We start from the raw sequence: 12,175 nt of genomic DNA on the forward strand, positions 1-12,175 counted from the left end.
ACGCGCCTGAACCCGCGCCAAACGGGCAGCGCGTCGCCTGCTACTGGTTGTTCTGCCGATTGAGGAACCGGGGAATGCTGAGCGAGGCCGCCCCGCCGTCCTCGTCGTCGTCCTCGTCCTCTTCGTCTGCCTTGGTGCCGCCCCGCGACAGATTCGCCATGCGTTCGAACAGCGTGCTTCCCGCGCCCGAGGCGGCGGCCCCGCCGCTGTCGCCCGACACGAGACCCCGCCGGCGTCCGCCGCCGAGGCGCGCCTGTACCGGCTCGTCCTGCTGGGCGAGGCGATCGGCATCGAGCAGGAGTTCGTCCTGCCCGCCAGCCGGTGCGTCGTCACCGGCCGCAGCGTCGCTGCCGCCTGTAGCGGCACCATTGTTCCAGCCGCCTTCGTCGAAGGCGTCATCATCGCTTTCGGCTTCGTTGCGCAGCCCCGCGAGCGGATCGACGATGCCGTCGACGTCGTCATAGTCGTCCTCGGCGTCGTCCGCGTCGTCATCGGAAGCCGTGCCGAGGCTCGCCAGGTCGAGCGGCGCGCGTCCGCCTTCGTCCGCGGCGTCGCTGAAGTAGCCTTCGCCGTCATCGGCGTCGAGGTTGCCCGATGCCTCGGCCTCCGCGCCGAGTTCATAGGGCGCCGCATCCGGCGGGGTCAGCGTCGGACTGGTTGCGGGCTCGTCGTCGCCATTGAACGCGTCGTCCGCCGGCAGCTCGAGAACCGGACGCTTGGGCGCGCGGCTCGCGCCGAGCGAAAACGACCGCGGTTCGCTCGACATCACCTCGCCAGTTCCGTCGATACCGGTGGCGACGACCGAAACGCGGATCTTGCCCTGGAGGTCGGGGTTGAACGCCGAGCCCCAGATGATGTTGGCGTCCTCGTCGACGAGTTCGCGGATGTGGTTCGCGGCTTCGTCGACTTCGAGGAGCTTCATGTCCTCGCCGCCGATGATCGAGATGATCACGCCCTTGGCGCCGGCCATGCTCACGCCGTCGAGCAGCGGATTTGCGATCGCGCGCTCGGCCGCCTCGAGCGCGCGGTTCTCGCCCTCGCCCTCGCCGGTGCCCATCATCGCCTTGCCCATTTCCTGCATCACCGACCGCACGTCGGCGAAATCGAGGTTGATGAGGCCCGGCATGACCATCAGGTCTGTGATCGAGCGGACACCCTGCTGCAACACCTCGTCGGCGAGCTGGAACGCCTCCTTGAACGTCGTCTCCGCCTTGGCGACGAGGAACAGGTTCTGGTTGGGAATGACGATCAGGGTGTCGACGTGCTTCTGCAGTTCCTCGATCCCCGCCTCCGCCGCGCGCATGCGGCGGGTGCCTTCGAACAGGAACGGCTTGGTCACCACACCGACGGTCAGCACACCCTTGCGGCGCGCCGCCTCGGCGATGACCGGGGCGGCGCCGGTGCCGGTGCCGCCGCCCATGCCGGCGGCGATGAAGCACATGTTCACGCCCTCGAGTGCGTCCTCGATGTCGGCGACGGTCTCCTCGGCAGCTGCCTTGCCCACCTCGGGCCGGGCGCCCGCGCCAAGCCCGCCGGTAATGTCGGGGCCGAGCTGGATGCGCTTGTCGGCCGAAGCGTTCGAGAGCGCCTGCGCGTCGGTGTTGGCGACGATGAAGTCGACGCCTTCGATCTCTGCCGCGATCATGTTCGCGATCGCGTTGCCGCCCGCGCCGCCCACGCCGATCACGGTGATCTTGGGACGAAGGTCGTCGGTGGCTGGCGGACCGATGTTGATGCTCATTGGGTGCCCCTCCGGGGTGAAAAATGCTCTGTCACAGTCTTACACGAACCGATTCGTCTCGGGATAGGACGTTTTTCCTTATCCACAGGGGTAAATACCCATCAGAAATACTCTTTCATCGCGCGCACGACACGATTGACCAGACCAACCCCAGAATACCGGGTGGTGGCGGTGTGCCGCGGGCCTATCGAGCGGATGTCGATCGGATCGTCCGCTGCGTAGAGGCACAGGCCCGCGAGCGTCACGAAACTGGGTGTCGCGTTCGCTTCGCCGAGACCGCGCAACGCGGGCGGCTTGCCTACGCGGACCGGCCGGCCAAGCGCGCTCTGGAGAAATTCGGCAATGCCGGCGAGTTCGGATCCACCGCCGGTGACAACGACCTGGCCGCCTTTCGCCCCGGTGAACCCCATGCCCTTCAGCGCCCGGCCGATTTCGTCGGTCAGCCGGGACAACTGCTCTGTGATGATCGAGACCAGTTCGGCGCGGGGCACGCGGTTCTGGTCGTCCGCGCCGCGTGCCGCGGGTCCGGTGGCGTCGTCGCCCGGGCCGTTGACCGGGATCATGTCCTTGTAATCGCTGACTGACGCAATCGCCGAGCCGTACCGGCTCTTGAGGCGCTGAGCCTGCAACCTCCGGATGCCGAATGCGCTCGCGATCGCGTCGGTGATGTCGGCCGAACCGAAAGGTATCGCGGTCAGACCCAGCAGCATCCCGCCCGCGTAGACCGCGACGTTGGTCACCTCGCCGCCGATCTCGACCAGCGCGGTGCCAAGCTCTCGCTCCTCCGGGCTGAGGCACGCGTGCCCCGCCGCGATCGGGGCGGCAACCACCGCCTCGACGTCGAGGTGGGCGTTTTGCACCGCCTCGATCAGGTTCCGCACCGGCGCGCCATCCGCCAGCATGACGTGGATATCGACCCCGAGACGTTCGGCATGGAGCCCGCGCGGGTTGGCGACCCCGTGCGCGCCGTCGAGCGTGTAATGCGCGGGCTGCGCGTGGAGCACCATCCGTCCGTCGGGCTGGATGCTGTCGCGCGCGGCGACGAGCAGGTGCTCGATGTCGTCCTCCTCGATCCGCCGCCCGCCGATGTCGATTTCGACCTTGGCGACCCGGCTCGCGAGGCCTGCTCCCGAGCAGCCGACCCACACGCTCGAGATCGAGGTGCCGGCGTTTTTCTCCGCCCGCTCGACCGCATCGCGGATTGCATAGGTCGCGGCCGCCATGTCGGTCACATAGCCGCGCTTGACGCCCTGGCTCGCGCGGTTGCCCGATCCGAGCACGATCAGTTCGCCGGTCTCCGACAGGCCCATGATCATCGCTGAAATGCGAAAGGACCCGACGTTGACCGCGCCGAACACGCGGGCGATGCGCGGCAAGCCCATTACCGAGCCTCCGTTGCGTCGAGCGCCTGCTGCGCGCGCCCGGGAATGCGCATGTAGATGCGGTCCGGCGCGCGCATGTCGAACGCGGCGACCTTTCCGCCAAGCAGCCGGTTGACCCCGTCGAGCCGGGCAAACTGGACCAGCGCCCCGGCCGATGCGTCGGGACCGTGCGGCAGCGCGAGAACCTGGCCGGTCTTGAAGGTGAGGTTCCAGCGCCTGTTGCCGACCCATTCCGCCTCGGCGACCCTGCTCTTGAGTGCGGGCGCGGCGTCGAGCAGCGTATCCAGCGCGGCGACCTGCCGCGCCGCGCCGGGTCCAGATATCCTGAGCAGTCCCTTGGCGTTCGCCTCGGAAACGGGCTCCAGTTCGTGTCCTCCGCCGTCGATCAGGACCAGCCGGCCTGGCTTCTGGAGGGCCGCGCGGGGCGTGCGCTCGACCACGTCGACCACCAGCGTTTCCGGCAGCTGGCGGCTCACCCGCGCATCCTCGACCCACGACAGCGCCAGAAGGTCGGCGCGAATTGCCGCCAGGTCGACCAGCGGCATGGGGCGGTCGCGCTCGGCCAGCACGCGCTCGTATACCTTGAGTTCATTCATCCGCTCGACGCCGGTGACCTGCACCCGGCGCACCTCGAACCCGGCGTCCGAAGCCACGGCGGCGACCTGCGCCTGCGCCAGCGCGGGCACGCCTGCAAGGCTCGCGACGAACCACGCAAGCGCCGCCGCGCCGCCGAGAATCACGGCGAGGAACACCTTGTGCAACTGGTCTTCGGTGAACGGCAGCAGCGCGAGCGCTCCGCCCACCGCACCGGTGGTCTTCGCCTTCGCCTTGCGGGCGGTGGCAGCGCGGCTTTGCGCTGCTGCGGAGCGGCGCACACCCTTGACCTTGCGGTTGATCGTTTCAGCCACCCTTCGCCCCCCGGGCGCGGCCCAGCGCCTCTTCCACCAGCGCCTCGACAAGATCCTCGTAGCTCATGCCGCAGTATCTCGCCTGTTCGGGCACGAGGCTCAGCGGGGTCATTCCCGGCTGGGTATTGGTCTCCAGCACGAACAGCCCGTCTTCGCCCAGCTCGTCATCCCACCGGAAATCGGTGCGGCTGCAGCCGCGGCAGCCGAGCAGTTCGTGCGCCTGCACGGCATAATGCATGCACAGTTTCGCGATCTGGTCGGGGATCTGCGCGGGGCAGATGTGATCGGTCATGCCGTCGGTGTACTTGGCGTCGAAATCGTAGAAGCCCGACTTGGGCACGAGTTCGGTCACCGTGAGCGCGCGCGGTCCGTCGGGGCCGTCGAGCACCGCGACCGTCATCTCGCGGCCCCTGATGTAGGGTTCCGCCAGCAGCCGGTCGAATTCCTGCCACGGGCCCTTGGCGTCGGGCCGGATGGGATTGCCGTAATTGCTTTCCTCGGTGACGATCGCCACGCCGACCGAGCTGCCCTCGTTGACCGGTTTGAGGACATAGGGCCGTGCCAGCGGGTCCTTTTCGTACAGCGTCTCGCACTCGACGATCCGGCCTCCGGGCATCGGAACCCCGTGCGGGACCAGCGCATGCTTGGTCAGTTCCTTGTCGATCGCGATGACCGAAGTGGCGAGCCCCGAATGGGTATAGGGAATGCCCATCAAGTCGAGCATGCCCTGCACCGTGCCGTCCTCGCCCGGCACCCCGTGAAGCGCGTTGAACACGACATCGGGCGCAGCTTCGGCGACCCTCGCCGCGACCTGCCGGTCCATGTCGATCCGCGTCACCCGGTGACCGCGCGCCTCGAGAGCCTTTGCGACCCCCTCACCCGACATGAGCGATACGGGACGCTCGTTGGCCCAGCCGCCCATCAGGACCGCAACGTGGTGCCTGTCCGTCATGGGCGACCCACCCGCTGGATCTCCCACTCGAGGCTGACGCCAGTCTTGCTGTACACCTTTTCGCGCACGAGTTCTCCGAGCCCCTCGATGTCGGCGCTGGTCGCATCGCCAGTATTGATCAGGAAGTTCGTGTGTTTCTCGCTCACTTGCGCTCCGCCCAGCTTGAGCCCGCGGCAGCCGGCGCGATCGACCAGTTCCCAAGCCTTTTCGCCCGGCGGGTTCTTGAAGGTCGATCCGCCGGTCTTCGTTCGCAGCGGCTGGCTCGCCTCGCGCGCGGCGGCGATCTTGTCCATTTCCTCGCCGATCTCGGCGGGGATGCCCTCGCGCCCCTGGAACCGGGCGGCGACCACGACCGCGCCTTCCGGCAGGTTCGAATGACGGTAACCGTATTCAAGGTCGCGCGCGGGCAAGGTCACGAAGTCGCCGGACGGCAGCACCACGTCGCAATCGATCAGGACGTCGGATACCTCGCGGCCATAGGCTCCGCCGTTCATCCGCACGAAGCCGCCCACGGTACCGGGAATGCCGCGCAGGAATTCCACGCCGGCGATGCCGGCGTCGCGCGCCTTGGAGGATACGAGAATGCCGCTTGCGCCCCCGCCGCATTCGAGGACCTTGTCGCGCCGTGCCTCGACCGTGGCGAAGGCCTTGCCGAGACGGATGACCACGCCGGGCACGCCGCCATCGCGCACGATGAGGTTGGAGCCGAGACCCAGCGCCATGACCGGCATCCGCCCGCCCACGCGCATCAGGAACTCCTTGAGGTCTTCAAGGTCTGCTGGCTCGAACAGCCAGTCGGCATTGCCGCCGGCCTTGAACCAGACGAGCGGTGCAAGCGGCGCGTCCTGCGTCACCTTCCCGCGGAGGCCGCGGGTCGAGAACGGGACGTTCGTCGTCTCCTCGATGGCCGACGTGGGGGCCGAGCCGTGCCGCCAGCCGCGCCGTTCTCCTATCTGGGGGCTCATGCCGGCACCCGTGCGATCGCGTCGGGAAGGTCGGCCGCCCAGCGGGTGATGTCGCCCGCGCCAAGGCAAACGACGAAGTCGCCCTGCGCGATCTCGCCCGCGAGGTCCCGCGCCAGTGCATCCCGGTCGGCCACCGTCGCGGCCGAGCGGTGGCCGCGCGACTTCAAGCCGGCGACGAGGGCATCGGCGTCGACGCCTTCGATCGGATCCTCGCCCGCGGTGTAGACCGGGGTGACATAGACGAGGTCGGCATCGTTGAAGGCGTTCTGGAAGTCGTCCATCAGGTCGCGGAGCCGCGTGAACCGGTGCGGCTGGACCACGGCGATGACCCGACCACCTGTGGCACTCGCGCTCTCGCGCGCGGCCGCGAGGACGGCGCGAATCTCGACCGGGTGGTGGGCATAGTCGTCGATCACTGCGGCCCCGGATACCTCGCCCACCCGCGTGAACCTGCGGCGCACCCCGCCAAACTGCGCGAAACCTTCGCGGATGGTCTCGTCGGCGCAGCTCATCTCGAGTGCGACGGCGATCGCGGCAAGGGCGTTCTGGACGTTGTGCCGGCCAGGCATGGGCAGACGCACGTCGGCAATGCGCCGGTCCTCCTCCCCCCGTCGGCGGACGATGACGTCGAACCGGTTACCGCCCGCTTCGGGCACGACGTTCACCGCGCAGACGTCGGCCTGGAGCGAGAAGCCGTAGGTCACCACCTTGCGGTCGCGCACCTGCCCCATCACCGCCTGCACCTCCGGGTGATCGATGCACAGGACCGCGGCGCCGTAGAACGGCACGTTGTGGATGAACTCGACGAAGGCGCGGCGGACCGCGTCGAAATCGCCGTAATGATCGAGGTGCTCGGGATCGATGTTGGTGACCACCGCGATGGTCCCGTCGAGCCGCAGGAAGCTGCCGTCGCTCTCGTCGGCCTCGACCACCATCCAGTCGCTGTCACCCAGCCGCGCATTCGAGCCGTACTGCTCGATCACCCCGCCGTTGATGACCGTGGGGTCGACTCCGCCCGCGTCGAGCAGGGCGGCGATCATGCTGGTCGTGGTGGTCTTGCCGTGCGTGCCGGCGACGGCGACGGTGTTCTTGAGCCGCATCAGTTCGGCCAGCATCTCGGCACGGCGGACCACCGGAATGCGCTGTTCGAGCGCGGCGACGACTTCGGGGTTGCTGCGCTTGACCGCAGTCGAGATGACGACGACTGCAGCTCCCTCGACGTTCTCGGCGGCATGGCCGATATGGACCATGATACCCCGGCCGCGCAGCCGTTCCACGCTCGCGCTCTCGGAGAGGTCTGAACCCTGGACGGTGTAACCGAGGTTCTGCATGACCTCGGCGATCCCGGACATGCCGATCCCGCCGATGCCCACGAAGTGCACGGTGCCGATGTCGGTCGGAACGCCCTTCATGCGCCGGTCCCTTCCAGCGCCGCTCCGTGGCCAGCGACCGCGCCCTGGGTCGCGCCGCGTGCGGTGGTGGGACCCACCCGGATGATGTCCATGAGTTCGTTCGCGCCGAAGCTTTCGACAAGGTCCGCTAGGTCCTCGACCGCCTTGGGCCGGCCGCAGTTCCATGCGGCGTGAGCAGCGGTCGCCAGCGTCTCGGGCCGCTGGGCGAGCGCCTGGATCTGTTTGGCGAGTTCCTTTGCGGTGAACCTGTCCTGGCGGATCATCCGCGCGCCGCCGGCCTTGACGATCTCGCGCGTGTTGGCCGCCTGGTGGTCGTCGGTGGCGATGGGAAGCGGCACGAGGATCGCCGGCCTGCCGACCGCGGTCAGTTCCGCGATGGTGCTGGCGCCGGCGCGCCCGATGAACAGGTGGGCATCGGCAAGCCGCTCTGCCATGTCCTCGAAGTAGCTGCCCAGTTCGGCCGGAATGTCGTGACTGCGATAGCGCTGGCGCACGGTCTCGAGATCCTCGGCCCGGCACTGCTGGGTAACCTGCAATCGCTGCCGGATAGCGGGCGGAAGCATCGCCAGTCCGTCCGGGACGACCTCGCTGAGCACGCGCGCGCCCTGGCTCCCGCCGGTAACGAGCACGCGCAGGAGGCCGTCTGGAGTGAATGCGGGAAACGGTTCGTCGCGCAGCGAAAGGACCTCGGCGCGCACCGGGTTGCCGACAAGGTGTACCTTGTCCGCGTGCCTGGCATCGAGCCGCGCGACTTCGGGATAGGCGGTGGCGATAGCGTCGACGCGGCCCGCGAAGAAACGGTTGACCCGGCCGAGCACCGCGTTCTGTTCGTGTACGAGCGTGGGGGTGTCGCACGCCATCGCGCCCAGCAGCGCGGGAAAGACGGGGTACCCGCCGAAACCGATCACGGCAGACGGTTCGAAGCTTTCATACAGGCGCATCGACATGCGCCGTCCTTCGACAATCGCGGCAATCGCCGCAGGCCACCTGAGCGGATTGCGGCCCAGTTTCGATGCCGGGATAACGTGCGCCGGCAGGAAATCGGGCTTGCCCGGCAGCGCCGCACCTCGGTCGTCGGTGACGAGCGCGACGTGGTGCCCTCGCTGCGCGAGCTCGGTGGCGAGCGCGAACGCGGGGATGAGGTGCCCCCCGGTGCCCCCGGCGGCAAGAACGTAATGACGGGTCGCGCGGGTCACGCGGACAGCTCCTTCGTGATCAGTGCCTTCAGGCCAGGCGTCTCGCGGTAGAGGAACGGATTGCGCCGCGTCAAAGCGATCAGGAGACCGACCGCGAGGCAGACCGCGATGGTCGACGAGCCGCCATAGCTCACCAGCGGCAGGGTCATGCCCTTGGAAGGGAAAAGCTGCAAATTGACGAGGATGTTGATGAACGCCTGTCCGCCGATCTGGGTTGTCAGCCCCGCCGCCGCGAGCAGCGTGAACAGGTCCTCCTCGTCCGCCAGTCGCACGAGGACGCGAACGACGATCGCGAGGTAGAGCGCGACCACCCCGGCACAGACGAGCAGGCCGAACTCCTCGCCGATGACCGAGAAGATGTAGTCGGTATGCGCTTCGGGCAGGTTCATCTTGCGCACGCCGAGCCACAGTCCGGTGCCGGTCCACCCGCCATTGAGAAGGGTGCGGCTGGCGAGGTCGACCTGGTCGAACGCGGTGCCGCCGCCAAGGAACGCATCGATCCGGTGCCGCGCATTGTCGTAGAGGAAATAGGTCGCCGTCACCCCCGCGACCCCCGCGCCGATCAGCGCTCCTACGCGCTTGAGCGGGATCCCGGCGAGCACGACGATCACGAACCAAACTCCGGCAAAGAGGATCGTGCCGCCGAAATCGGGCTGCATCATCATCAGCGCGGCCACGAGCCCCATCACGCAAGTAACGATCACCAGCACCGGCAGCTGCGGATCGCGCAGCCGCCAACTGACGATCCAGGCGAGCAGGATCGCAAAGCCCGGTTTCAGGAATTCCGACGGCTGGAACCCTGCGATGCCTAGGTTGATCCAGCGCTTCGCTCCGTTGACCTCGCTGCCGATCACCGGGACTAGGACAAGGAACACCAGCATCGCGGCGGCGAGCACGATGCCGACCCGCCGGGCGTTCTCGCGGCTCAATGCCGCGGCTCCGCCCATGAAGATCAGCCCCACCGCCTGCCAACGCAGGTGCGCCCAGTAGAAGTAGAGTTCCGGCAGGTCGATCGAACGCGTCGACAGCCGATGCGCGCTTGCGGGACTGGCGGCGAAGACTGCCGCGGTGCCCACCGCCATCAACAGGAGGACGAGGGCGATGAGCACCCGATCGACCTCGCGCCACCAGATGCGCAGCCGTGCGCCGGTCGAAACCGGGTACCGGTGCCGGGGAGCAGGCGCCGTCGCGCGGGGGATGTAGGGCCGCTCGGTCACTGGCCGGGTTCCGTGCAGCACGGCTCGAGATAGTCGGCGGCGGTCAGCGCCTCGACGAACTGCTTGAAGCGCTCTCCGCGCTGCTCGTAGTCCTTGAACTGATCGAAACTGGCGCAGGCGGGCGACAGCAGCACCACGTCTCCCGGCACCGCCGCCGCGATCGCCGCGCGCAATGCCTCACACATCATCTCGGCACGCACCACCGGCACGCGCGGTGACAACAGTTCCGCAAAGCGCGGCCCCGCCTCTCCGATCGTATAAGCCGCCTTGACGTTGCGGAGATGCGCCTCGCAAGCCCCCAGCCCGTCCTCCTTGGGCAACCCGCCGACGATCCAGTGGATTCGCGGGCCTTCGCCGGCGGCTGGGAACGCGGCAAGTGCGGGCGCGGTGCTGTCGGTGTTGGTCGCCTTGCTGTCGTTGACGAACGCAACCCCGCCATGCTCGGCGATCCTCTCCATCCGATGCGGAAGGCCGCGAAAGGTGGACAGGCCTTCCTCGATCTGGTCCGCCGTCAGGCCGAGACGGGCACAGACCGCCATTGCCGCGCCCGCGTTCTGCGCGTTATGCGGGCCCTGGAGCGAGGGCCAGTTGCGCTGCCCCTCCGCGCTCGCCTCGACGAGAGGGCTGAACCCTGCCGCGCCCCGGCGGATCAGGCCATGCTCCACCAGGGACCAATTCGCGATCGCGAAATGGTCCTCGCCCTGCATCTCGAGCAGGCGGTTCTTGGACGCCGCATAGGCAGCAAAACCGTCGTACCGGTCGAGATGATCGGGGGTGATGTTGAGCAGCACCGCGATGTCGCAATCGAGGCTCTGGGTGAGGTCGATCTGGTAGCTTGAGAGCTCGAGCACGTAGACCCCGCCTTCGGGTAGAGGGTCCTGCGCCAGGATCGGAAGGCCGATGTTGCCGCCCATCGTGGCCGGCACGCCCGCAGTCTCGAGGACGTGGTGAACGAGCGCGGTCGTCGTGCTCTTGCCATTGGTGCCGGTGATCCCGACGACCCTGTGCGGCGGCAGGCTGGCGCGGGCCTGGGCGAACAGTTCGATGTCGCCGATCACCGGCACGCCGAACTGCGGGGCGCGCCTTGCGATCGGGTGGGTGTTGAGCGGCACCCCGGGCGAAACGACAACGCCGTCGTAACCGGTGAGGTCGATCTCGAGCGGATCCGCGAGCAGTACGTTCGCCGGATCGACCTTCGCCCGCGCATTGTCCTGCCGGTCCCACGCGGTCACCCGTGCCCCGCTCGCAACCAGCGCCCCGACCGCCGCCAGCCCGCTGCGCGCGAGGCCGAGGACGGCGTAGCGTTTGCCGACGAAGGCGGGGCTCGTGATCACCGCAGCTTCAGCGTCGCGAGGCCGAGCAGCGCCAGCACGATCGACACGATCCAGAACCGGATGACGACTTTGCTCTCGGACCAGCCCAGCTGTTCGAAATGGTGGTGGATCGGCGCCATGCGGAACACGCGCTTGCCAGTGCGCTTGAACCAGAACACCTGGATGATGACGCTGAGCGCCTCGAACACGAACAGCCCGCCGACCACCGCGAGCACGATCTCGTGGTGGCTGGCGACCGCGATCGCGCCGAGCGCGCCGCCCAGCGCAAGGCTGCCGGTGTCACCCATGAACACCGCCGCGGGCGGCGCGTTGAACCACAGGAAGGCAAGCCCCGCTCCCATGATCGAGGCGCAGAAGATCGCCAGTTCCCCCGCGCCGGGCACGTGGGGGATGCCCAGATAGGCCGAATAATCCGCGCGTCCGGCGAGATAGGCGATGATCGCGAACGCGCCCGCGGCGATGATCACCGGCATCGTCGCCAGCCCGTCGAGCCCGTCGGTCAGATTCACCGCGTTACCCGCGCCGACCATCACCAGTGCAGCGAACAGGAAATAGAACGGCCCGAGCGGAATGCCCTTGCCGACGAGGAATGGCACGTAAAGGAACGTGCTGATCTGGCTGACGATGATGTAGCTGGCGATCCCGGCGACGATGAATTCCATCAGCAGCCGGACCTTGCCCGAGACGCCCTTGTGACTCGCCTTGCGGACCTTGTCGAGATCGTCGAGGAAACCGATCGCGCCGAAACCCACCGTCACCGCGATGCAGGCCCAGACGAACGGGTTCGAAAGGTCCATCCAGATCAGCGAGGCGAGGAGCAGGCTGGTGAGGATCATCAGACCGCCCATCGTGGGCGTGCCGCGCTTGGCGAGATGGGTCTGCGGGCCGTCCTCGCGGATAGGCTGCCCCTTGCCCTGGCGCACGCGCAGCATGTCGATCATGCGCGGACCGATGATCAGGCCGATCGCCAGCGCGGTCATGATCGTCGCGCCGGCGCGGAAGGTCTGGTACCGGACGAGGTTGAACAGTCCCTCGAAACCCATCCACTCGGCGAGCAAGTACAGCATT

At 67.9% G+C, this 12,175-nt stretch carries 10 protein-coding genes; all 10 read right to left on the minus strand.

Annotated elements, in window-relative coordinates:
• Positions 1–40: 40 nt before the first annotated feature.
• Positions 41–1,741 (minus strand): cell division protein FtsZ, encoded by a 1,701-nt coding sequence (ftsZ, locus tag ACPV3N_RS04565; protein WP_440115170.1) that lies wholly within the window; start codon positions 1,739–1,741, stop codon positions 41–43.
• 101 nt (positions 1,742–1,842) lie between these two features.
• A complete protein-coding gene (gene ftsA, locus ACPV3N_RS04570) occupies positions 1,843–3,123 on the minus strand; it encodes a cell division protein FtsA (RefSeq protein ID WP_440115172.1) in 1,281 nt (426 codons plus the stop codon).
• A complete protein-coding gene (locus ACPV3N_RS04575; protein WP_440115174.1) occupies positions 3,123–4,031 on the minus strand; it encodes a cell division protein FtsQ/DivIB in 909 nt (302 codons plus the stop codon). Before ACPV3N_RS04575 ends, ftsA begins: the two co-directional genes overlap by 1 nt.
• Entirely contained in the window at positions 4,024–4,983 is a 960-nt protein-coding gene (locus ACPV3N_RS04580; RefSeq protein WP_440115176.1) for a D-alanine--D-alanine ligase, read from the minus strand. Before ACPV3N_RS04580 ends, ACPV3N_RS04575 begins: the two co-directional genes overlap by 8 nt.
• Positions 4,980–5,948 carry a UDP-N-acetylmuramate dehydrogenase gene (gene murB / locus ACPV3N_RS04585; RefSeq protein ID WP_440115178.1) on the minus strand — a complete coding sequence of 323 codons (969 nt, stop codon included), beginning with the start codon at positions 5,946–5,948 and terminating at the stop codon, positions 4,980–4,982. Before murB ends, ACPV3N_RS04580 begins: the two co-directional genes overlap by 4 nt.
• A complete protein-coding gene (gene murC / locus ACPV3N_RS04590; RefSeq protein ID WP_440115180.1) occupies positions 5,945–7,360 on the minus strand; it encodes a UDP-N-acetylmuramate--L-alanine ligase in 1,416 nt (471 codons plus the stop codon). Before murC ends, murB begins: the two co-directional genes overlap by 4 nt.
• A complete protein-coding gene (gene murG / locus ACPV3N_RS04595) occupies positions 7,357–8,556 on the minus strand; it encodes an undecaprenyldiphospho-muramoylpentapeptide beta-N-acetylglucosaminyltransferase (RefSeq protein WP_440115182.1) in 1,200 nt (399 codons plus the stop codon). Before murG ends, murC begins: the two co-directional genes overlap by 4 nt.
• On the minus strand, positions 8,553–9,773 hold the full coding sequence (locus tag ACPV3N_RS04600) for an FtsW/RodA/SpoVE family cell cycle protein (protein ID WP_440115184.1): 1,221 nt from the start codon (positions 9,771–9,773) through the stop codon (positions 8,553–8,555). The genes murG and ACPV3N_RS04600 overlap by 4 nt, the downstream gene beginning before the upstream one ends.
• Entirely contained in the window at positions 9,770–11,107 is a 1,338-nt protein-coding gene (gene murD, locus ACPV3N_RS04605) for a UDP-N-acetylmuramoyl-L-alanine--D-glutamate ligase (RefSeq protein WP_440115186.1), read from the minus strand. Before murD ends, ACPV3N_RS04600 begins: the two co-directional genes overlap by 4 nt.
• Positions 11,104–12,174, minus strand: a complete 1,071-nt coding sequence (gene mraY / locus ACPV3N_RS04610; RefSeq protein WP_440115188.1) for a phospho-N-acetylmuramoyl-pentapeptide-transferase — start codon at positions 12,172–12,174, stop codon at positions 11,104–11,106. The genes murD and mraY overlap by 4 nt, the downstream gene beginning before the upstream one ends.
• Position 12,175: the final 1 nt, after the last annotated feature.

Source organism: Tsuneonella sediminis, from assembly GCF_051912845.1.
GTDB classification, from domain to species: domain Bacteria; phylum Pseudomonadota; class Alphaproteobacteria; order Sphingomonadales; family Sphingomonadaceae; genus Tsuneonella; species Tsuneonella sediminis.

Coding starts and splice junctions, on each gene's coding strand:
- ftsZ (WP_440115170.1), bottom strand. CDS start 1,741: ATGAGCATCAACATCGGTCCGCCAGCCACCGACGACCTTCGTCCCAAG.
- ftsA (WP_440115172.1), bottom strand. CDS start 3,123: ATGGGCTTGCCGCGCATCGCCCGCGTGTTCGGCGCGGTCAACGTCGGG.
- ACPV3N_RS04580 (WP_440115176.1), bottom strand. CDS start 4,983: ATGACGGACAGGCACCACGTTGCGGTCCTGATGGGCGGCTGGGCCAAC.
- murB (WP_440115178.1), bottom strand. CDS start 5,948: ATGAGCCCCCAGATAGGAGAACGGCGCGGCTGGCGGCACGGCTCGGCC.
- murC (WP_440115180.1), bottom strand. CDS start 7,360: ATGAAGGGCGTTCCGACCGACATCGGCACCGTGCACTTCGTGGGCATC.
- mraY (WP_440115188.1), bottom strand. CDS start 12,174: ATGCTGTACTTGCTCGCCGAGTGGATGGGTTTCGAGGGACTGTTCAAC.